The organism is Streptomyces sp. S186 (assembly GCF_051603415.1).
Taxonomy (GTDB): Bacteria; Actinomycetota; Actinomycetes; order Streptomycetales; family Streptomycetaceae; genus Streptomyces.
Map to the genome: position 1 here is coordinate 8,116,402 of NZ_CP193932.1, position 20,296 is coordinate 8,136,697.

The 20,296-nt window shown below is 71.4% G+C and carries 20 protein-coding genes; 17 read left to right on the forward strand and 3 right to left on the reverse strand.

Translation table 11 applies throughout. From position 1 onward, the window contains the following. Window positions 1-24: 24 nt before the first annotated feature. Window positions 25-1,278, reverse strand: a complete 1,254-nt coding sequence (locus tag ACRAS8_RS35240; RefSeq protein WP_438490099.1) for an ATP-grasp domain-containing protein — start codon at window positions 1,276-1,278, stop codon at window positions 25-27. 421 nt (window positions 1,279-1,699) lie between these two features. Between ACRAS8_RS35240 and ACRAS8_RS35245 the strand changes: the two genes are divergently transcribed. The 15 genes from ACRAS8_RS35245 (at window position 1,700) to ACRAS8_RS35315 (ending at window position 17,045) form a co-directional block, all read left to right on the forward strand. Further along, window positions 1,700-1,888, forward strand: a complete 189-nt coding sequence (locus ACRAS8_RS35245; RefSeq protein WP_438490100.1) for a hypothetical protein — start codon at window positions 1,700-1,702, stop codon at window positions 1,886-1,888. Between the two features lie 68 nt (window positions 1,889-1,956). Continuing rightward, window positions 1,957-3,276, forward strand: coding sequence for a lysine N(6)-hydroxylase/L-ornithine N(5)-oxygenase family protein (locus tag ACRAS8_RS35250; RefSeq protein WP_438490101.1), 1,320 nt, complete (start codon window positions 1,957-1,959; stop codon window positions 3,274-3,276). 76 nt (window positions 3,277-3,352) lie between these two features. After that, a complete protein-coding gene (locus ACRAS8_RS35255; RefSeq protein WP_438490102.1) occupies window positions 3,353-3,715 on the forward strand; it encodes a cupin domain-containing protein in 363 nt (120 codons plus the stop codon). A gap of 3 nt (window positions 3,716-3,718) precedes the next feature. Then, entirely contained in the window at window positions 3,719-5,341 is a 1,623-nt protein-coding gene (locus tag ACRAS8_RS35260) for a class I tRNA ligase family protein (protein ID WP_438490103.1), read from the forward strand. 4 nt (window positions 5,342-5,345) lie between these two features. Beyond that, on the forward strand, window positions 5,346-6,506 hold the full coding sequence (locus ACRAS8_RS35265) for an FAD-dependent oxidoreductase (RefSeq protein ID WP_438490104.1): 1,161 nt from the start codon (window positions 5,346-5,348) through the stop codon (window positions 6,504-6,506). Beyond that, window positions 6,503-7,762: an MFS transporter gene (locus ACRAS8_RS35270; RefSeq protein ID WP_438490105.1), complete on the forward strand. Its 1,260-nt coding sequence runs from the start codon at window positions 6,503-6,505 to the stop codon at window positions 7,760-7,762. Before ACRAS8_RS35265 ends, ACRAS8_RS35270 begins: the two co-directional genes overlap by 4 nt. Window positions 7,763-7,781: 19 nt before the next feature. After that, a complete protein-coding gene (locus ACRAS8_RS35275; RefSeq protein ID WP_438490106.1) occupies window positions 7,782-9,026 on the forward strand; it encodes an ATP-grasp domain-containing protein in 1,245 nt (414 codons plus the stop codon). 56 nt (window positions 9,027-9,082) lie between these two features. Next, on the forward strand, window positions 9,083-9,946 hold the full coding sequence (ddaH, locus tag ACRAS8_RS35280) for a dimethylargininase (RefSeq protein ID WP_438490107.1): 864 nt from the start codon (window positions 9,083-9,085) through the stop codon (window positions 9,944-9,946). A 25-nt stretch (window positions 9,947-9,971) separates the two neighbouring features. Continuing rightward, window positions 9,972-10,337: a hypothetical protein gene (locus tag ACRAS8_RS35285; RefSeq protein WP_438490108.1), complete on the forward strand. Its 366-nt coding sequence runs from the start codon at window positions 9,972-9,974 to the stop codon at window positions 10,335-10,337. Further along, complete coding sequence (locus ACRAS8_RS35290; protein ID WP_438490109.1) at window positions 10,334-12,121, forward strand: ABC transporter substrate-binding protein; 1,788 nt, start codon at window positions 10,334-10,336, stop codon at window positions 12,119-12,121. The genes ACRAS8_RS35285 and ACRAS8_RS35290 overlap by 4 nt, the downstream gene beginning before the upstream one ends. After that, complete coding sequence (locus ACRAS8_RS35295) at window positions 12,108-13,406, forward strand: cation:proton antiporter (RefSeq protein WP_438490110.1); 1,299 nt, start codon at window positions 12,108-12,110, stop codon at window positions 13,404-13,406. Before ACRAS8_RS35290 ends, ACRAS8_RS35295 begins: the two co-directional genes overlap by 14 nt. After that, window positions 13,397-14,386, forward strand: coding sequence for a TauD/TfdA family dioxygenase (locus ACRAS8_RS35300; protein ID WP_438490111.1), 990 nt, complete (start codon window positions 13,397-13,399; stop codon window positions 14,384-14,386). The genes ACRAS8_RS35295 and ACRAS8_RS35300 overlap by 10 nt, the downstream gene beginning before the upstream one ends. Window positions 14,387-14,417: 31 nt before the next feature. Beyond that, window positions 14,418-15,095 (forward strand): hypothetical protein, encoded by a 678-nt coding sequence (locus ACRAS8_RS35305; RefSeq protein WP_438490112.1) that lies wholly within the window; start codon window positions 14,418-14,420, stop codon window positions 15,093-15,095. Window positions 15,096-15,162: 67 nt separating this feature from the next. Next, window positions 15,163-16,506, forward strand: a complete 1,344-nt coding sequence (locus tag ACRAS8_RS35310; RefSeq protein ID WP_438490113.1) for a hypothetical protein — start codon at window positions 15,163-15,165, stop codon at window positions 16,504-16,506. An 8-nt stretch (window positions 16,507-16,514) separates the two neighbouring features. Beyond that, complete coding sequence (locus ACRAS8_RS35315) at window positions 16,515-17,045, forward strand: YbaK/EbsC family protein (RefSeq protein WP_438490114.1); 531 nt, start codon at window positions 16,515-16,517, stop codon at window positions 17,043-17,045. A gap of 14 nt (window positions 17,046-17,059) precedes the next feature. Here ACRAS8_RS35315 and ACRAS8_RS35320 read toward each other — a convergent pair whose 3' ends face one another. Beyond that, on the reverse strand, window positions 17,060-18,142 hold the full coding sequence (locus tag ACRAS8_RS35320; protein WP_438490115.1) for a helix-turn-helix transcriptional regulator: 1,083 nt from the start codon (window positions 18,140-18,142) through the stop codon (window positions 17,060-17,062). Window positions 18,143-18,496: 354 nt separating this feature from the next. On the opposite strand from ACRAS8_RS35320, the gene ACRAS8_RS35325 reads away from it, so the two are divergent. Beyond that, window positions 18,497-18,772 (forward strand): hypothetical protein, encoded by a 276-nt coding sequence (locus tag ACRAS8_RS35325; RefSeq protein WP_438490116.1) that lies wholly within the window; start codon window positions 18,497-18,499, stop codon window positions 18,770-18,772. A 58-nt stretch (window positions 18,773-18,830) separates the two neighbouring features. Here the strand turns inward: ACRAS8_RS35325 and ACRAS8_RS35330 are convergent, their stop codons facing one another. After that, a complete protein-coding gene (locus ACRAS8_RS35330) occupies window positions 18,831-19,190 on the reverse strand; it encodes a hypothetical protein (RefSeq protein WP_438490117.1) in 360 nt (119 codons plus the stop codon). A 168-nt stretch (window positions 19,191-19,358) separates the two neighbouring features. On the opposite strand from ACRAS8_RS35330, the gene ACRAS8_RS35335 reads away from it, so the two are divergent. Further along, entirely contained in the window at window positions 19,359-20,273 is a 915-nt protein-coding gene (locus ACRAS8_RS35335) for an aminoglycoside phosphotransferase family protein (RefSeq protein WP_438490118.1), read from the forward strand. The last annotated feature ends 23 nt before the right edge of the window (window positions 20,274-20,296 follow it).

A 20,296-nucleotide genomic window follows, 5' to 3' on the forward strand; every position in this document is an offset into this window, starting at 1 on the left:
GTGCGGGGACGGTTGGGGGACGGGTCAGGCGGTCGGGGTGTACGCCAGGGACGTGGCGTCGGCGGCCGCGTCGAGCCGCCGCTCGCATGCGGCGCGGTCCTCGCCGGCGCACACGACGTAGGCGAAGCGGCCCAGATAGCCGTTCGGGGGCAGTCGCAGCTCGGTGCCGGGGTCCGCGATCGGCTCGGCGTACAGCAGCCCGCCGGCCGGATCCGGTGCCGGGACGGTGACCTCCTCGACGCGGCAGTCCCGCGGTGGGTAGCTGAACCGGATACCGGTCGCCCGGCGCTCGGTGGGGGTGAGGTCGGGGCGGATGCCCAGGGCGAGTTCGACGGCCACCCGGCCGGGGCGGATGCCGGTCGCCAACTGGCCCAGCCATGGGATCAGGTCGCCGCCGAGGCGGGCGTTGACCTCGATGATGACCGGGCCCTTGGCGGTGAAGCGGACCTCGGTGTGGGTGGTCCCGGTCGACACCGCCAGTGCCCGGTGGGCGGCCCGCAGGATCCGCAGCAGTTCGGGGTCGCGGAGCAGTTCGTCGCCGGCGTCGACGACGTGGCCGGTCTCCTCGAAGTACGGCTCCATACCGGTCTGCTTGCGGGCGAGGAACATCGGCTGGTAGGTGCCGTCGAGACAGGCGCCGTCGATGCTGATCTCGGGGCCGGTCAGGTACTCCTCCAGGAGCACCCCGCCCTCGTAGTCGGGGGAGCCGCCGTGGCCGGCCCGTTCCGCCATGACGAAGGCGTCGTCCAGTCCGGCCGGGTCGTCCACCCGCACCACGCCGATGCTCGCGCCCATGCCGCGCGGCTTGAGCACCATGGGGAAGCCGATCGCCGCGGCGGCCTCCCGGGCCTCGTCCAGGGTGAGCGCGAGGGCGTAGCGGGGCTGGGGGAGACCGGCCAGGGTGAGGGCCCCGCGGGTGCGGTGCTTGTTGCGGCACCGGTCGGCGCCGTCCGTGGTCAGGCCGGGCAGGCCCAGCTTCTCGGCGATCGCCGCGGCGGTGGTCACCAGCGTCTCGTCATAGGTGAGGACGCCGGTGATCCGGCGCGAGGCGGCGATGCGCAGGGCCGTGCGGGCTATCCGCTCGCGGTCCGGGATCAGCCGGGTCCGGTCGAGCAGCGGCACCACGCTGGAGCCCACGATGTGCGGCTGCTGCCAGGTCGGCTCCGAGGAGTCGATCAGCCACAGCGGGTGCCGCTCGGCGGCGCTCGCGAGGAGGTACTCGCGGTAGCGCTGCTGGCCGCTGCCGATCACGAGCAGTACGTCGGTGGGGGCGGTCATCTTTCTGACTCCTCAGCCGTGACGGGGGCCGGGCGCGGGTGCCCGGCCTGATACCAACCATCGCTGCGCGCGGGCGGGTTGGCGGCCCGTGGACGACACCGGCAATCCGCCAGGCGGAAACCTGCCAAGGGGAGGGATTTCCCTAATCGGGACAAGTTTCCCGAGGGCATGGCAAATCGTGACGAGAATCTGGCAGATGTGCCTCCGTTTCGTACGCGGAAGCATGAGTTCATTGTGCTTCAGGTTCGTTTGGCGGGTTTTGTGAGAGGGGCGTGTTTCTGCCAGGCGGTTTGTCGGGTGTCTTTTCGGCCAGTCAACCGGCCCGGGCGCTGCCATGGTTGCTGCCACGGCGGGCATCCCGGCACCACAGCCGGTCGAGGCCCCGCCCTCCCCATCCGCACGCCACGCACGAGGAGTTCGTATGTCCCGCATCCGTACCGCCGCAGCCGCCCTCGCGCTCGCCGCCTTCGTGTCCGTCCTGGCCGTCAACGCCAGCGGCGACCCCGAGGACTCGGGCTGGGGCGCCACCCAGGCAGGTGCCGACGACTCCGGCTGGGGCTCGACCCCGCTGACCACCGACACCAGACCGGCGGGCGCCCTGCGGATCTGACCGCCCGACCCATCCGGCTCCGGGCGCGACACCGGGGCGCCACCACGCCACCGCACAAGGGGAAGTTCATGTCCAAGCACGACGTCGAAGTTCTCGCCATAGGAGCCGGCCCGGCCAATCTGGCACTGGCCGTGGCCCTGGAGGAGCTCGCGCCGCCCCACCTGGCCGGCCGGACCCTCCTGCTGGAGCAGGGCGACACCGTCGCCTGGCAGCGCGGCATGCTGCTGCCCTGGTCGCAGAGTCAGGTCTCGTTCCTCAAGGACCTGGTGACGCTGCGCAACCCGCGCAGCAAGTTCTCCTTCGTCAACTACCTCCACGAGAGCGGGCGGTTGGAGGAGTTCATCAACCTCTCCACCTTCACCCCCTACCGCAGCGAGATATCCGACTACCACCGCTGGGTCGCCGAATCCCTCGACCGGGTCCGCGTGCGGTACGGCTCCGAGGTCACCTCGCTGATGCCGCGCCGGGACGGTGCCGGCGCCGTCGACGGCTGGCTGGCCCACACCGCGGACGGTGCCGTCATCTCCGGCCGCCACCTGGTCGTCGGCGCCGGCCGGGACGCCAACATCCCCGCGGTCTTCCGCGGGCTCGGCGCCGACCGCGTCATCCACAGCACCGAATACGTGGACCGCATCGCCGCCCGGCCCCGGCGGGCGGGGGAGCGGGTGGTGGTCATCGGCGGGGCGCAGAGCGCCGCCGAGATGTTCCACTCCGTCCAGCAGGACCTGCCCGGCTGCACCCCCACGCTGATCATGCGCTCGATCGGCCTCAACCACTACGAGACCAGCAAGTTCACCAACGAGCTGTTCTTCTCCGGCTTCGTCGACGCGTTCTACGCCGCGGACGCGACCGCCCGCGGCAGCATCCTGGAGGAGATGCACCGCACCAACTACGCGGGGCTGACCCCACCCATGCTGGAGCAGCTCTACCGGCAGGTCTACCTGGACCGGATGCGCGGCGGCGGGGGCCTCGCTATCCGCACCATGACCCGCGTCACCGACGTCCGGGACACCGGCGACGAGCTCGTCCTGACCCTGGCCAACCGGCTGACCGGCGCCGTCGAGGAACTCCCCTGCGACCTCGTCCTGCTCGGCACCGGATTCCGCCCCGAGCAGCCCGCCGTCATCCGGAACCTGGCCGACGCACTCGGCCTCGCGAAGATCGAGGTCGGCCGCGACTACCGGCTGGACCTCGGCGAACAGACCGCCGCCAGCTGCTACTTGCAGGGCGTCAACGAGGCCACCCACGGCATCGCCGACTCCCTGCTGAGCATCCTCGCCACCCGCAGCGAGGAGATCGCCCGGAACCTGATCGACCACGCCGCACGGTCCCCCCGGACCGCGCCGCGGCCCACCGCCGGGGACCGCGAGCCCGTTCCGGTCCTCTGAGCCCCACGGCCCCGCACCCGCCAGGCGCCCGCGCCCCGTCGGCAAGCCCGCTCTTGCCCTTCCCTAAGGAACTCCCTTGGACATCCGACACTTCGACCGCGCCGCGCTCGACGCGGAGAACAGCTGGTCGCAACGGCTGCTGCCGTGGCCCACGCTGAACGCCCCCTTCGAAGGCGCCCAGAGCGTCATCCGCGCCGGCGCCTCCTCGCCCAGGCACGCCCACCACGAGTACGAGATCTTCATCGCGGTGAAGGGCGAGGCGTGGATCGAGTCCCGCGGTGAGCGGCTGCCGTTCGTGGCCGGCGACATCGTGCACTTCCCGCCCGGCCACGAACACCAGGTCATCAACGACACCGACACCGACTTCGAGATGTTCAGCGTCTGGTGGGACAGCGACATGAGCGCGGCGTTCCTGAAGCGTCACGAGAGCGAGGGCTGAGCCATGCCGTCCCGCAACGAGCTGGGCGACCGGCGAGTCATCGTCATCGACACCCCGCCCACCCCCAACGGCAGCCTGCACGTCGGCCACCTCGCCGGCCCGTTCATCGCCGCCGACGTCCACGCCCGCTACCTGCGCGCCACCGGGCGCGGCGTGCTGTACTCCTCCGGCACCGACGAGAGCCAGACCTACGTCCTGGCCAGCGCCCGCAAGCTCGGCATCGCCCCCGAGGAGCTGGCCCGCCGTTCGTGGACCGGCATCCGGGACACCCTGGAGACGATGGGCATGTCCGTCGACGGCTTCGCCCCGTACGACGACGGCTACCGCGCCACGGTCCTGAAGTTCGTCCAGGAACTGCACGCCGCCGGCAAGTTCGAGCTGCGCACCGTGCGCCTGCCGTACTCCGAGAAGACCGGCGAATTCCTCGTCGAGGGCCTGGTCTGCGGCGACTGCCCGATCTGCCTGTCGGAGAGCCGCGGCGGCCTGTGCGAGACCTGCGGCCACCCCAACAACTTCGACGAGCTGATCGGCGCCCGTTCCACCGTCGACCCCACCGACCAGCTCACCACCCGCGAGGCCGAGATCCTGGTCCTCCCGATGGAGGACTACCGGGACCGCCTCACCACCTACTACGCCGAGAAGCTGCCGTATCTGCGGCCCCACATGGCGCAGTTGGTGCGCGAGCTCCTGGACCGGCCGCTCGCCGACTTCCCCATCACCTACCCGATCGGCTGGGGCATCGAGGCGCCGTTCCCGGAGACCCCCGGACAGGTCATCAACGCCTGGGTCGAAGGCATTCCGGCGGTCATGTACACCACCGACCACGCGGCCCGGCAACTCGGTGAGGAGACCACCGCCTCCGACGAGCTGTGGCGCACCGAACGCGACCACGAACTGGTCTACTTCATCGGCTTCGACAACATCTGGTTCTGGGGCCTGACCCACCTCGCCCTGATCATGGCCCACGAGGGCCGCTACATCGTCCCCGACGCCATGATCGTCAACGAGTTCTACGAGTTGGAGAACGAGAAGTTCTCCACCAGCCGGGGGCACGTCCTGTACGCCGAGGACCTGCTCAAGGAGGTCCCCCGGGACCTCGTCCGGTTCTACCTGGCCCTGGCCAATCCCGAGAACCAGCGGACCAACTTCAGCCGGGTGGCCCTCGACAAGGTCACCGACGAGCGGCTCGTCCACCCGTGGCAGCGGCTGCGCTCCCACCTGGACGAGGCGGCCCGGACGGCCGGCACCACCACCCTGCCGGTCTCCGACCGTGGCCGCCGGCACGCCGCGATCATGCTGGAGCGGTTCGCCGCCTGCTACGAACTGGAGGGTTACAGCCTCACCCGCGCCGCCGACCTCATCTGCGTACAGCTGGAGCGACTGGCCCGCTGGACCGAGGAACTCGACCTGAGCTGCCAGAAGCTGGACCGGACGGCCCTGGGCGATCTGTACCTGGAGGTCCGCACCCTGATCGCCTGCGCCTCTCCGATCCTGATCGACCTGGCCGAGGCGGCCGCGACGGCCGACGGCTTCGACGGCTCGCTGGGCTTCGAGACCTTCGCGCTCGCCGAGGTCAAGCCGTTCGCCCTGCCGCCGCTCGGCACGACCGCGGCCCGGGCCGGCTGAAGCCGTGCGGATCATCGTCGTGGGAGGCGGAGTGATCGGCCTCCTCACCGCACTGGAGTGCTCGCTCGCGGGTGCCGAGGTGAGCGTCGTGGACCGGGGCGAGATCCCCAACCCGGAGGCCACCTCCTACGACCGGCACCGGGTCCTGCGGGCCCTGCACCCGGGCGCCCCCGAAGCCGCGGCGGCCATCGAGGCCCATCACCGGTGGGCCGAGGTCGAGTCCCGGCTCGGCGCCGAGATCTACCACCGGGTCGGGGCCCTGACCGTCCTGGGCCCCGGCGAGCCCGAGGCCCCGGCCGCCGCGCTCGCCGAGGTGCCGGGCGCGGTGCGGCTCGACGAGCGGCAGACCGCCGAGCGCTTCCCGCACCTGAGGCCGCCCCGCGGCAGCCGCGCGGTGCTGGAGCGCAACGGGGGAGTGCTGCTCGCCGACCGGATCCTGTCCGGCACCGCCGGCCTGCTGGCCGGTCGGCCGGGTGTCCGGCTGTTGCCCGGCCGGCGGGTCACCGGCGTGGAGGCGCCGTTCGGACTGGTGCGGCTGGCGGACGGCACCGCCCTGCGCGGTGACGCGGTCGTGCTGGCCGCCGGCCTCTGGTCGCGCGAACTGCTCGGCCCCGACCGGTCCGACGGCCTGACCCTCTACCGGCAGACCCAGCTGCTGTGCACGGTGCCCCCGGACCTGCGGGGGGTGTGGGAGCGCACGCCCACCATCCCGTCCCTCGGCACCCCGGAGGGCTCCTGGCTGGTGCCGCCGGTGGCCGGGACGCCCCTCAAGCTCAGCGCGGCCGTCGCCTGCCGGCCCGTCGAGGAGATGACCGACCGGATCGCCCCCGACGCGCAACGGGCCCGGCTGGTACGGCTCTTCACCGCGCTGCTGCACGGATTCCGGGCCGAGTGGGTCGAGCGGGCCGAGGACAGCTACTACCTCGCCGACAGCACGACCCACGGCCCGGTCCTCGGGCAGCTGGGCGAGGAGAACGCGTGGATCTACGCGGCCTGCGGCGGCTCCTCGTTCAAGTTCGCCCCCCTGATAGCCCGTTCACTGGCCCGCCGGGCGCTGGGCACCGGGCCCGGCGTCCCGACCGGCCTGGCCGCCGTGGACCGCCCGGTGCGGCTGCCCGGCCGGCTGCGCGCCCCCGACCACTCGATCTCAGGAGTCGCACCATGACCACCTCGCAGGCCCCCGGGGCACCGCAGGCGGCCCGGCCGTCCGGCCGGGACCGGGCCGAGTGGCTGATCCTCCCGGCGAACTTCGTCACCTACCTCGGCAACGGCATCCAGCTGATGGGCGCGTCGCTGCTGGTCCTCGAAGAGCAGCGGACCGCGCTGTCGGTGGGCTGGCTGTTCATCGTGATGGCCATCCCGCAGGTGCTGCTCTCCGTGCTCTTCGGGCGGCTCGTCGACCGCTTCGACCGGCGGATGATGTGTCTGCTCTGCGACGTGGCCAGCGCACTCGCGGCGCTGTCGCTGCCGGTCGCGCTGGCGCTCGGAGCCTCCACCCAGCTCACCGCGTACGCCGTGACCTTCGCGCTGTCGCTGATCTCCGCCGCCTTCAACCCCGCCAGCAACGCCCTGGTACGGGAGCGGGTGCGGTACGAACGGCTCGGACCGTTCAACGCCAACTTCTCGATGTCGACGCAGGCGGGCTCGCTGCTGTCGGCGGCCGTCGGCGGCTTCCTGATCCAGGTCTTCGGCCTGACGCCGATGTTCTACTTCAACGCCGCCACCTTCGCTTTCTCCGCGGTGTGCTGGGTGCTGCTCGGCCGCAAGCCGCGGACCAGCGCCGGGCAGGCGGCCGAGGAGGGGGCCGAGGCGGCCACGCCGACGGGCGGACCGGTCAGGCGCCTCGGGCTGCTGCTCGCCGTCGGCAGCGTCAACATCACCGTCAGCAACGTGCTGTTGGTGGTCCTGGTCATCCAGGTGTTCAAGGAGCACGCGGGCATCTTCGGGCTGGTCGACGCGCTCGCCGGGGTCGGCATGCTCATCGGCGCGGCCGTCTACAAGCGGATCTCCGCGCGGGTCTCCAACCTGGCGCTCGCGGCCTTCGGATTCACCGGGAACGCGGCGCTGATCGCCGTGGAGCCGTTCCACATCGCCTCGCTGATGACCGCGATCCCGTTCGCCGCGTTCGCCTTCGGCTTCGCCGCGATCTCCTCGCGCACCCTGCTGATGCGGGCCGTCGAGGACAGCCGCTCCGGCCGGGTCTTCGGCACCGTCAACGCGGTCAGCCTGGCGGCCGGACTCGTCGTCACGATCACCCTGTCCTACCTCGCCGACCACCGGTCCGTGGCCCTCGCGTTCTGGAGCCTGTCGATCCTGATCGGCGTCGTCCCGCTGGCCGTCATCGCCACCATGCGGCGCTTCTACGCCGCACAGGAGCGGACCGCCACCGCCACCACGCCCGTGCCGCAGCCCGCCAACTGACCCCCGAGGAGCCCGCACCATGAAACTGCTCGCGCTGGAGGCCCTCCAGAACGCCCAGTACTACCTGTCCCGCTACCAGCAGGTCGAGGAGCTCGGGGCCGAGCTGTACGTCCTGAACGGCCTGGGCGAGGACGCCTACTGGCCCGCCGCGCGCTACCGCGTCGCCGGCTCGCAGCAGATCGACGACATCGTCGCCGCCGCCCGCGCCTGGCACGCCGAGGAGCACTTCGAGGGCGTCCTGACCTTCTCCGAGGCCGGTGTCGTCACCGTCGCCGCCGTCGCCGAGGCGCTCGGTCTGCCCGGCATCGGGGTGGAAGCCGCCCGCACCAGCCGCAACAAGTACCTGATGCGCCGGGCCCACGAGAAGGGCGGCGTCCCGATCCCGGCCTTCCGCCTGGTGTCCGACCTGGCCGAGGCGCACGCGGCCGGCGAGGAGTTCGGCTACCCCGTCATCCTCAAGCCGACGCTGGGCGCGGCCAGCAACTTCGTCTTCCGCGTCGAGGACGCCGACGACATGGTCGAGCGGTTCGGCCAGGCCCTCGACGGCATCGACGGCATGTCCTGGTACCGCATGGAGGCGCACGGCATCGACCTGGGCCCGCAGGGGCTGCTGGTCGAATCCTTCCTGGACGGGCGGGAGTTCCTGTGCGAGGCGGTCGCCTGGGACGGCGAGGTCCACCTGGGCTCGATCGTCGACCGGGTCACCGTCGAGGGCGACACCTTCGACGACGACGTGCACGCCGCGCCGACCTCGCTGAGCCCCGACCAGATCGAGGAGCTGCACCGGGCGGTCCGGGCCGGCGTACGGGCCCAGGGCGTCACCCACGGCGTGCTGCACGCCGAGGTCCGCTACCACCAGGGCGCCCCGCACATCCTGGAGATCGCCGTGCGCCCCGGTGGCGGCGGGCTCGACCACATCGCCCGGCTCACCGCCGGCCACTGCCCGATCCGGGCCCTGATGGACACCGCCCGCGGCGTCCGGCCGAAGGTCGGCGCGTACACCCCGACCGGCGTGCACATCGCCGGTATGGCCCTGCTGTGCGACTCCGGACGGATCGAGCGGGTCGACGTCCCGGCCGAACTCACCGACTCCGACAAGGTCTTCTTCTTCAAGATCACCGCCCGGCCGGGAGACCTCATCCGCCGTCCCCCCGAGGGCAACTCCATCCTCGGCTTCCTCGGTGTCACCGGCACCTCCTTCGAGGACGCGATGCGCACGGCGACCGACCTCGCCCACTCCATCGACGTGCGGTTCGCCCCCTGAACCAGGCCGTCACCCGGCCGCCCACCAGCCCTTTCCGCACCCCAGGAGGGACCACCATGCCCTACCCGCAGCCCATCGAGCCGCCGCACACCCCCGAGGCTCCCCGCACCCGCACCGCGATCCGGCGCCGGCTGCTGATGTGCCGCCCCAGCCACTTCGACGTGCACTACTCCATCAACCCGTGGATGCACCCCGAGAAGCCCGTGGACGCGGAGCTCGCCCTCGCCCAGTGGGAGACGCTGCGCGCGCTGTACGAGGAGCTCGGGCACACCGTCGAGCTGATCGAGCCGGTCGGCGGCCTGCCCGACATGGTGTTCGCCGCCAACGGCGCCACCGTCGTCGACGGCAAGGTCCTCGGCGCCCGCTTCCGCCACGTCGAGCGCACCGCCGAGGGCCCCGCCTACCTGGACTGGTTCCGCGACCAGGGCTACCAGGAGCTGTGCTGGCCCGAGTACATCAACGAGGGCGAGGGCGACTACCTCCTCGTCGGACGCCGGCTGCTGGCCGGCACGGGGTTCCGCACCGACGTGCGCTCGCACGCCGAGGCACAGGAGTTCTTCGGCGTCCCGGTCACCGGACTGACCCTGGTCGACCCGGAGTTCTACCACCTGGACACCGCGCTCGCGGTGCTGTCCGACACCGAGGTCATGTACCACCCGGCCGCCTTCACCCCCGGCAGCCAGGCCGTGCTCCGCGAGCTCTACCCGGACGCGATCCTCGCCACCGCCGCGGACGCCGCGGTCTTCGGCCTCAACGCCTTCAGCGACGGCCGCAACGTCCTGCTCCCGCAGTCCGCCACCCACCTCATCGACGCGCTGCGCGAGCGGGGCTTTGCACCGCGCGGCGTCGACCTGTCCGAGCTGCTCAAGGCCGGCGGCAGCGTCAAGTGCTGCACGCTCGAACTCCGCGACCGTGCCTGAGCGGCCCCCACCACCCCTGGAGGGCATGTTGATCCACTACGACGGCAGGCGGTTCCGGAAGGTCACGGCCGGCCCCGACGCCCCCATCGCCCACTACCGCCAGCAGGGCGACCTGCTGTGGGGCTCCTCCGCCGGAGGCGACGTCCGGCGCGGCTCGCTCACCGGCGTCGCCGCCCCCGACGGCACCCTCACCTTCGCCTACACGATGGTCCTGACCAGCGGCCGGACCGTCGCCGGACACTGCGTGTCCGTCCCCGAGATCCTCCCCGACGGCCGGGTCCGCCTGCACGAGACGTGGGAGCGCTACGGCCCCGACGCCGCCACCGGCACCTCCTGCATCGAAGAACTCGCCGCGACCGACCCCCTCATCGAGCAAGGACCCTCGTCATGACCCCGACACCCCGCAAGGGCGGCACGATCAGCTGGGCCTGCACGCCCGGCTTCCCGCCCGCCGCCATCTTCCCCCTGCTGCCGCCGGGCCGGTTCGGCGCCCGCAGCCTGTACGAGTTCCAGATGCTGATGTACCGGCCGCTGTACTGGTACGGCACCAAGGGCGACGCGCGGGTCGACTACGGGCTGAGCATGGCCGAGGCGCCCCGGTGGAGCGAGGACGGACGCACCGCGACGCTCACCGTCAAGCCCTACAAGTGGTCCAACGGCGAGACCGTGAACGCCGACGGGGTGATGCTCTGGATGCACCTGCTGGAGGCCAAGAAGGAGGAGTACGGCGGCTATGTGCCCGGCTACTTCCCGGACAACCTGACCGGGTACGAGAAGGTCGCCGAGGACCAGGTCCGCTTCACCTTCGACCGGGCGTACGCACAGAACTGGGTCCTGATGAACCAGTTCAGCCTCATCACCCCGCTCCCCAGGGCCTGGGACCGCACCGCCGAGGGCTCCGCCGACGCCACCACCGACAAGGACCAGGCGTACGCGGTCTACGACTACCTGATGGCCGAGAACGGCGACGTCTACGCGGAGGACAACTCCGCGCGGGCCCGCTGGGCCGACAGCCCCATCTGGTCGGTCGTCAACGGCCCCTGGAAGCTCGCCAGTTACGCCATGGACGGCCTGGTCACCATGGTGCCCAACCCGTCCTACTCCGGGCCCAACAAGCCGTACGCCGACGCGTTCCGCCTCGTGCCCACCGAGACCGACGAGGAACAGTACCGGGCGCTGGAGCGCGGGCCCCACGGACCGGACGCCATCCACCTGGGCTTCCTGCCCTTCGACAAGATCACCGAGCCGGCCGCGGCCCCCGTCACCGGCGGCCCCAACCCGCTGGCCGAGCACTACCGGATCGTCCCGCAGATCCTCTACGCCATCCACTACTTCCCGTTCAACTTCGCCAACCCCACCGTCTCCGGGAAGATCTTCCGGCAGCTGTACTTCCGGCAGGCGCTCCAGACCACCCTCGACCAGGACGGCTCGTTCCAGGAGATCTACCAGGGCTACGGCTACCCCACCTACGGCCCGGTCCCCGCCCTGCCGGCCACCGAGCTGCTGTCGCCCGCGCAGAAGTCCAACCCGTTCCCCTTCGACGTGGACCGCGCCCGCCGGATGCTCCAGGACAACGGCTGGGACACCTCGGTCACCCCCGCCGTCTGCGTCGACCCCGGCACCGGGCCCGGCCAGGCCGGCGAGGGCATCCCCGCCGGCACCCGGCTGACCCTCTCGCTGCGCTACGCCGCCGGGCACGAGAAGACGCTGACCCGGGTGATGCGCAAGTTCCGCGACGACGCCGCGCGGGCCGGCATCGAGCTGGTACTAGAGGAGGTGCACCCCTCGGTCCTGGTCGGTCAGGACACCACCGGAACCACCAACTGGGAGCTGTCCTGCTGGAACGGCGGCTGGGTGTACGGGCCCAACTTCCACCCGACCGGCGAACTGCTCTACCAAACCGGCGCCGGCTGCAACTTCGGCAGCTACTCCGACCCGGTCGCCGACGAACTCATCGCCAAGACCGTCACCAGCGACGACCTCGCCGACATGTACGCCTACCAGGACTACCTCGCCGAGCAGGTCCCGGTGATCTGGATGCCCAACTTCCCGCTGCGGGTCTTCGAAGTGGCCCACCAGCTCAAGGGCGTCGAGCCGATCAACCCGCTCGGCTTCATCAACCCCGAGAACTGGTACTTCGCCGAACAGCCGGACGACTCCGATGCCACCGGCTGACCTCGCCGCGGCCCTCCCGGCGGTGGACCCGGTCGCCCACCTCCTGCTGGCCCTTCCCCTGATCATGGGCTGCGGGCAGGTGGCCGGGCTGCTCTGCCGCCGGGTCGGGCAGGCCCCGGTCATCGGCGAGATCCTCGTCGGGATCGCGCTCGGCCCCTCCCTGCTCGGGGCCGTCTGGCCCGAAGGACAGCGCCGGCTGTTCCCGGCGGACATGCTGCCGGTTATCAACGCCCTGGCGCAGCTCGGCCTCGTCCTGTTCATGTTCCTGATCGGCTACGAGCTCGACCTGCGCCACATCAGGAGCCGGGGGCGCACCGCGGTCCTGGTCAGCAACGCCGGCATCGCCCTCCCGCTGCTCGGCGGACTGCTGCTGGCGCTCGCGATGTACCGTCAGTTCGCCGCTCCCGGCGTCGGCTTCCCCGCGTTCGCCCTGTTCATCGCCGTCTCCATGAGCATCACGGCGTTCCCGGTGATCGCCCGGATCCTCACCGACCGCGGGGCCGACCGCACCCCGCTCGGAGCCCTCGCCCTGACCTGCGCGGCCGTCGACGACATCACCGCCTGGTGCCTGCTCGCCCTGGTGACCGCACTGGCCAAGGGCGGTTCGCCCACGGCGGTGCTGGTCACCCTCGGCCTGAGCCTGGCCTTCATCGCCGCCGTGCACTTCGGGGTGCGGCCGCTCCTCGCCAGGCTTGCCGCCCACCACGGCGGCCGGGTCGAACGCGCCGCCCTACCCCTGGTGCTGTCCGGCATCCTGCTGGCGGCCTACACCACCGACCGGATCGGCATCCACCCGATCTTCGGCGCCTTCCTGCTCGGTACGGCGATGCCCCGCGACTCGGCGATGGTGGCGGCGGCCGTGGACCGGATGCGCGCGCTCACCGTCGTGCTGCTGCTCCCGCTGTTCTTCGTGTACGCGGGACTGCACACCGACTTCCGGCTGCTCGGCGGGGTCGGGATGTGGGGCTGGTGCGCGCTGGTCACCGCCGTCGCCATCCTCGCCAAGTGGGCCGGAGCCACCGGAGCGGCCCGCCTGACGGGCCTCGGCTGGCAGGAGTCCGTCTCCCTGGGCGCCCTGATGAACTGCCGCGGCCTGACCGAACTCGTCGTCCTCGGCATCGGCCTGCAACTGAAGGTCATCACGCCGACCGTCTTCGCGATGCTCGTGGTGATGACGCTGGTCACCACGATCCTCACGGCCCCCGCACTCAATCTGATCGAGCGGGTGTCCGCGCGCCGGACGCCCTCCGCACCGCGCACAGAAATGGCCATGAAATGTCAGTAACCACCGTCGTACGGGACCGGTCGACCGAAGGGGTCTTCGTCCTCGAACCCGAAGAGATGGCCCAGGTCGAGGCCGCGGCCCGCGCCCTGTGCGCCCGGCTGCCCGGGGTCGACGACCCGCGCTGGGTCGCCGAGGCCCGGTCCGCCTGGGAAGAGCTGCCCGCCGCGCTGCGCCGCCGGGCGGCCACCTACCGGCGCCACTCCGGCACCTCCGGCGCACTCCTGGTGCGCGGCCTCCCCGTCGACGAGGAGAACCTGCCGCTCACCCCGACCGTGCCCGGCTCCGTACAGCGCGAGGCGAGCGTGCCCGCCGCCGTGCTGATGATGACGGCCTGCGGCCTCGGCGATCCGGCCGCCTTCCGCGCCGAGAAGTCCGGCGCCCTCGTCCAGGACGTGGTGCCGGTGCCGGGCCAGGAGACCTTCCAGGGCAACGCCGGCTCGGTGGCTCTGATGATGCACAACGAGAACGCCTTCCACGCCCACCGCCCCGACTACGTGATGCTGCTGTGCCTGCGCGCCGACCACGACGGCGCCGCCGGACTGCGCACCGCCGGCATCCGCGAGGCGCTGCCGCTGCTGCCCGAGGCCACCGTCGAGACGCTGTCGGCCCCGGAGTTCGCCACCCAGCCGCCGCCCTCCTTCGGAGCCTGTGGCGGGACCGTCCCGGCCCACCCGATACTCTCCGGAGACCCCGAAGACCCGGACGTGCGGGTCGACTTCGCCGCCACCACCGGCACCACCGAACGCGCCGTGGAAGCCCTGCACGTCCTGGAGAAGGCGTTCGACGACGTCTCGTACACGGTGCGGCTGAGCGCCGGCGACCTGGCCGTCGTCGACAATCGGGTGACGCTGCACGGCCGTACCGCCTTCACGCCCCGCTACGACGGCCACGACCGCTGGCTCCAGCGCACGTTCGTCCTCACCGACCTGCGGCGCTCGCGCGACCACCGACCCGACGACGGATACGTCCTGTCCCGCTGACCCCGGGACGTCCCACACCGAGGAGACCCGCATGCCCGAACTTCCCATGAACCAGGCCGCCCTGACCGCGGCCGTGACCCGGTTCGCGCAGTTCACCAGGGTCGACGAGATCTGGGACGAGTACCTCGCCGCCACCGGCGGGCAGCCGGACCCGGCCCGCCCCGCACACCGCACCGCCCTGCTGCGCTGGCTCAACCTCGCCGGCTGCCGCATCCGTTACCCCAAGCCGGGCGAGCCGGACCTGTTCGACACCGGTCTGGCCGCCTGGTGGGAAACCTGGGGCGCCGCGCTCCCGCGGCGCCCCCTGGCTCAGCTCACCGACGACGACCTCGACACGCTGGGCCCCTGCTTCGCCGAACTGGCCGCCACCCAGGCCGCGTTGTCCCCGGCCACCGGACGCGCCCGCACCCTCGGGCCGACCGCCGCCGCCAAGGCCCTGCACGCCCTGCGCCCCCAGTCGCTGATGCCGTGGGACGAGGCGATCGCCGCGCACCTGCACGGCGCCCGCGACCACACCGCGTACGTCGCGCACCAGCGGCTCGGGCGCACCTGGGCCACCCGCATCCTCCAGGAGGCCGGCCTCGGCCCGGACCTCGACGGCGCGCTGAAGCTCGCCGCCGGTCTCGGCCGCCCGGCCCGCCCCCTGCCCAAGATGCTCGACGACTACTGCTACCTCGCCCTCACCGTCGACGGCGGGAGCGCCTCGTAGGACGCGAGCCGGCCGGCACCCTGCGCTCCACCGCCGGCCGGCTCCCCACTCACCGAAGGGTTATCACGTGGCTCGCAATGCGCTCAGCGCCGCATTCCTGGAGACGGTTTCCGAGCCGGTCCCGGTGGATCCGGAGTCGGAACTCCTCAAGATCTTCTACAAGGGTGCCCTGCTGACCCGCCCGCTCTTCCTGGAGGCGGACGAACACCAGCGCCTCGTCGGCGACCTCGACGTGCTGCACGGGGCGCTGACCAGCCTGCCGGACCGGCTGTTCGGCGGCGACCTCACGGCGTTCGCCCGCGCCCTGGGCATGAACGACGACCAGATCAGCTGCGTGCTGCGCGGCCGCAACACCAGCGTGACCCGACTGAGCCGCGCCGACCTGTATGCGGACGCCGCCGGCTTCCGGCTGCTCGAGTACAACATGGGCAGCACCATCGGCGGTTCGGACGCGGTCGACATCGCCCGCGGCCTGCTCAACCACACCGGCCTCAAGGAGTTCGTCGAGCAGCACCGCCTCACCCACGTCGACACCCTCCGGTCCCACGTCGACACCCTCCGCATCGAATCGGGTGCCGCCCCCGGCAGGCGCCCGGTGGTCGCGCTCACCGACTGGCCCAGCAGCTACGCGTCGCTCGCCCCGTACATGCAGGCCGTCGCCCGGCGCTGGAGCGAACTGGGCGTCGAGGCGCACGCCTGCCACATAGGCGAGTTGACGGCCCGCGACGGCGGCGTCTGGCTGGGCGAGCGCCGCGTCGACATCATCAACCGGCTCTTCATGCTGGAGGACGTACTGTCCGGCCCGGGGGCGATGGACCTGCTGGACCCGGTCCTGGACGCCGCCGAGCGCGGCGAGGTGAAGCTCTTCACCCCGCTCGACGCCGAACTGTACGGCTGCAAGGCCGCCCTGGCGATGCTGTCCGACGAAGCCAACCGCCCTCTGTTCAGCGCCCGCGAGCTGGAAAGCCTGGACCGCATCCTGCCCTGGACCCGGAGCGTGCGCGAGGGTGAGGTGACGCTGGAGGACGGCCGCCGGGTCGACCTCGTCGCCTACGCCCTCGAAAACCGGGACGAGCTGGCGCTGAAGCCGACCCTGGCGCACGGCGGCGAGGGCGTGGTGCTCGGCTGGCAGGAAGACCTCACCGCCGGGCAGTGGGCCGAGCGGGTACGGGCCGCGGTGGACGGGCCGTTCGTGCTGCAACGGCGCATCCGACCGGTCCCCGAGCTGTGCACCGACCAGAACGGCGACCTCGTGGCGTGGACCCCCGTGTGGGGAGTGTTCACCACCGCCACGGTCAGCGGCGGAGCCTGGATCCGGGCCACCCGCACCGGCTCCGGTGCCGACGTCATCAACCTCGCCGCGGGCGCTTCCATGGGGGCGGTCTTCCACGCCGTCGCCGACGACCGGTGAGGGCACAGGTGAGGGCACACCCGTCGTCCCCCGACGCGTACGCCCGGCTGATGACCCTGCTGGACGGCGCCGGCGCCGGCTACCGACTCATCGACCACGCCCCCGAAGGACGCACCGAGCTTGCCTCCGCCCTGCGCGGCCACCCGCTCCGGCAGGCGGCGAAGAGCCTGGTGATCCGGGTCGGGATGGGAAAGAGGCGCCGACGGTACGTCCTGGCCGTCGTCCCCGGGGACCGCCGGGTGGACCTGGAGCGGGTCCGGGACCTCTACCAGGGCGGCGACGCCGCGTTCGCGGCACGCGACGTCGCCGAACGGCTCGCCGGCAGCGTCAGCGGCACGATCACGCCGTTCACCTTCGCCGCGTCCATGGACCTCCTGGTGGACCCCGACCTGTTGCGCCACGAGGAGATCTTCTTCAACGCGGCGAGGCTGGACCGCTCGGTGGCCCTGCGCACCGAGGACTACCTGGAACTGGCCGTTCCGCGGATAGCGACGGTGGCCGAGCCTCTGCCCCTCGCCACCGCCGGCCACCTCGGCTGAGGCACGTCCTGCTCCTAGGAGGTACGCACCGGATCCTCGGCGCCCTCGGGTGCTCCGGCCGCCGCGGCGCGGACGGCCGGAGCACCCGTGTCCGTGTCCGGGGACGCCAACAGATTGCTCTGACCGATCAGGTAACCCGCGTGCAGCCGGCTGCGGGCGCCCAACTGGTCCATGATCTCCGCGATATGGCGCTGGCAGCTGCGCAGGCCCATACCGAGACGCCGGGCGATGGCGCGGTCGTCGAGACCGGACACCAGCAGCCGCATGATGTCCTGCTTGACCTCCGACGACAGCGCCCGCACCTGCTCCAACTGGTAGTCCGCCGAGAACGGCGTGGCAGTCAGCCAGGTCCGCTCGAAGGAGGCGACGGCGAAGTCGACGATGCTCTGGTCGTGGACCAGCACGCCGCCGTGCGGATGCCCGTGGTACGAGATCACCGCGGTCTTCCGGTCGAAGACGATCAGCCGTGCGAACCCGTCGCTGAGGGTCCGCACTTCGGCCCCGAGCTGCGCGACGCGCCCCACGTACGCGACGGTCGGCTGGTTGTAGCGCGCGGTGTGCTGGTAGAGCGTGCGGATCTTGACACCGCGGCGCAGCATGTCCTCGTCCCGCACGATCGCCTCTTCGAGGACCGGCGTGGGACGGCCGCCGCCGGGCTGTGAGGTGAGCATCTCGGTGGTGCAGGACGCGGCCAGCTCGGTGAGCATGCTGCGCACCGACTTGAGCGTCTGCAGGATCTCGATGCCCGAACTCTGCAGCCACTTGGCCCGGTTGGTGGCGTAGAGCGGACGCAGTCGTTCCAACTCGGCGCGCATCTGGGCGACGGCGCTCTGCTGGTCCCGCAGGGCCTGCTCCATCGGGAAGAGGGTCTGGGCGGCCGCACTGTCCGGGCTGACGGCCGTCAGCATCCCGGGCTTGTCGTCGGCCGGGCACAGCAGTCCCATCGCGCTCAGCTGCCCGAGCGCCTCCTCCACCTCTTCGACGGACGTGCCCAACTGGCCCGGAAGGGAGGCGGGGAGGACGGCCGCACTGTTCAACGCCAGCTCGTAGACGGATATGCCAACCGCGCTCAGTTTCGTCAGCCCTGACGCTTCCAACCTGATCGACTTCCTTGATGGGTGAATGAACTGTCGTGGAGCGGTGTCATTCTTACGGCCCGAGAACGCCCCGCAAACAGTAGGGCGAGCATGTTTTTGCGTACATCTGACCGAACCGGGTGACGTACGGAGAATCCCCACAAGGTCACCACGCGTACCGGCCGCCACGCGCGTAAAAGGGACGAGTCGTACGTCCTCCTCGGTCCCCCCCCCGCAGCCGGAGCACCGAGCCGATGCGGCGCTCTCCTCTTCTTCCTCCTCCTCTTCCCTGTTAGGAGCAGTCGCGCAGCATTCCGGGCCGGTGCGGGTAGGACGATGACGATCCCCTTCCAAGATCAGAGGAGAGTGGTTGCGGTGCCGGTCCCCAACGCCCCGGGTTCCTCCCCACCCGGGGGTGGCGCAGAGCAGCAGGCGTACGACGCCGTCCGCGCCGTGACGCTCTGGTACAGCGCCCAGATCACCGCGGAACGCCGGGCTCCGGTCCGCGACGAGGGGCGGATCAGGGAACTGAAGGCCGCCCGGCGGGCCGCCCTCAACGACGCGGTGCAGCTGGCGACCGCCGACCCGGAGGAGGCGGCCCGCGTGGCGGCCTTCTACACGGCCCGGCTCAGGGAACTGATGGAGTGGTAACCAGAGGGGGACGCCGCCTCCCGGCGCGCCGCGCAGCCCGCGATCATCGCGGCCGGACTCAGGTCGCTTGTGCTGCCCTCAGTTCTTCGTAGATCGCTACTGGGTCCTGCTGAGCCAGGTAGCGGAAGTGCCACTCGATGACTCCGTCGTCGGTGGCGAGCGAAGCCAGCGAGCAGTCCCCGGGAGTGATGATCCGGGGCTCCTTCCACTGTTGTGCAACCACTGCGATCGAGGCGCAGGCACTGGTCAGGACCCAGCTGGCCTTGCCCCCGGCGATCGGGGCGAGGTAACCACTCCGGACGACGAAGGCGACCGCTTCGCGGACCGACATCTCGGCGGGCAGATCCCTGGTGTCCTCATGCGGAGCATCAACGTCGTCGCCCATTGCGACGCTGTCTCGGGTCAGATGCACCTTCATGGTCGGATCTTAGGCTGCTGCACCTCGATATCGACGCCGGGGAACAACGCATACTTGGCATGGATCGAGGTTTGCGGAACGTCCGAGGCGGCGAGGGCTGGAGACAGAGCTGCGGGGCGGGCCGACATCTGACCTGCGGCCGCCCGCCACCCAACTACCGTGGCCCCCATGACGGTCGAGATGGAGATCACAGAGGACCTGATCCGGGATCTGCTGCGCGAGCAGCACGCGGACCTGGCGGATCGCCCCCTGAAGCTTGGAGCGTGTGGTTGGGACAATCAAGTGTGGCGGCTCGGCGACGACCTCGCCGTCCGGTTGCCCTGGGCAACGCAGTCCGCGGATGCGCTGCTGCGCAAGGAATACGCCTGGCTGCCCACCCTGGCTCCGCATCTTCCTTTGCAGATCCCCGTCCCGCAGCGCCTTGGTGAGCCCTCCGAGCGTTTTCCACGGCCCTGGATCGTCACCACCTGGGTCCCGGGCGAGCCTGCCGACCGTGCCCCCGCGACGCGTCCCGCGCAGGCGGCCCGCACCCTGGCAGCCTTCCTGACGGCCCTTCACCACCCTGCCCCCGATGGAGCGCCTGCGGGCCGAGAGCGCGGTGGCCCGCTGGCCGACACCGCCGAACACTTCGCCCAAGGGCTCGCCTCGGCCACCGAACTGGGCCTGATTCACAACCCGGACGCCGTCCGCGCGGTCTGGGAAGACGCCGCCACCGCGCCGCAGTGGCAAGGCCCACGTCTCTGGCTCCACGGCGACCTGCATCCAGCCAACATCCTGACCACGAACGGCACCTTCTCCGGCGTGATCGACTTCGGCGACCTCTTCGCCGGCGACCCGGCCTGCGACCTCGCCGCCGCCTGGATCCTGCTGCCGGACGACGCCATCGACCTCTTCCACGAGAGCTACCAGCCACGCCCGGACCCCGCGACCCTACGCCGCGCCCGCGGCTGGGCGGTGCTGCGCGCCCTCGCCTGCATCCACATCGGCCACGCCGGCATCCACGGCCGCCCCGGAGGCAAGCCCACCTGGGGCCCACCCGCCCACGCCGCACTGCAACGCCTCACCGCAACAGCCCACCAGTGATCAAGCAACCCGGCGGGAGGTCA

Bases quoted from the DNA above. Each gene is read 5' to 3' on its own strand.
- ACRAS8_RS35240 (WP_438490099.1), bottom strand. From the start codon at position 1,278: ATGACCGCCCCCACCGACGTACTGCTCGTGATCGGCAGCGGCCAGCAG.
- ACRAS8_RS35245 (WP_438490100.1), top strand. From the start codon at position 1,700: ATGTCCCGCATCCGTACCGCCGCAGCCGCCCTCGCGCTCGCCGCCTTC.
- ACRAS8_RS35250 (WP_438490101.1), top strand. From the start codon at position 1,957: ATGTCCAAGCACGACGTCGAAGTTCTCGCCATAGGAGCCGGCCCGGCC.
- ACRAS8_RS35260 (WP_438490103.1), top strand. From the start codon at position 3,719: ATGCCGTCCCGCAACGAGCTGGGCGACCGGCGAGTCATCGTCATCGAC.
- ACRAS8_RS35270 (WP_438490105.1), top strand. From the start codon at position 6,503: ATGACCACCTCGCAGGCCCCCGGGGCACCGCAGGCGGCCCGGCCGTCC.
- ACRAS8_RS35275 (WP_438490106.1), top strand. From the start codon at position 7,782: ATGAAACTGCTCGCGCTGGAGGCCCTCCAGAACGCCCAGTACTACCTG.
- ddaH (WP_438490107.1), top strand. From the start codon at position 9,083: ATGCCCTACCCGCAGCCCATCGAGCCGCCGCACACCCCCGAGGCTCCC.
- ACRAS8_RS35285 (WP_438490108.1), top strand. From the start codon at position 9,972: ATGTTGATCCACTACGACGGCAGGCGGTTCCGGAAGGTCACGGCCGGC.
- ACRAS8_RS35290 (WP_438490109.1), top strand. From the start codon at position 10,334: ATGACCCCGACACCCCGCAAGGGCGGCACGATCAGCTGGGCCTGCACG.
- ACRAS8_RS35295 (WP_438490110.1), top strand. From the start codon at position 12,108: ATGCCACCGGCTGACCTCGCCGCGGCCCTCCCGGCGGTGGACCCGGTC.
- ACRAS8_RS35300 (WP_438490111.1), top strand. From the start codon at position 13,397: ATGTCAGTAACCACCGTCGTACGGGACCGGTCGACCGAAGGGGTCTTC.
- ACRAS8_RS35305 (WP_438490112.1), top strand. From the start codon at position 14,418: ATGCCCGAACTTCCCATGAACCAGGCCGCCCTGACCGCGGCCGTGACC.
- ACRAS8_RS35330 (WP_438490117.1), bottom strand. From the start codon at position 19,190: ATGAAGGTGCATCTGACCCGAGACAGCGTCGCAATGGGCGACGACGTT.
- ACRAS8_RS35335 (WP_438490118.1), top strand. From the start codon at position 19,359: ATGACGGTCGAGATGGAGATCACAGAGGACCTGATCCGGGATCTGCTG.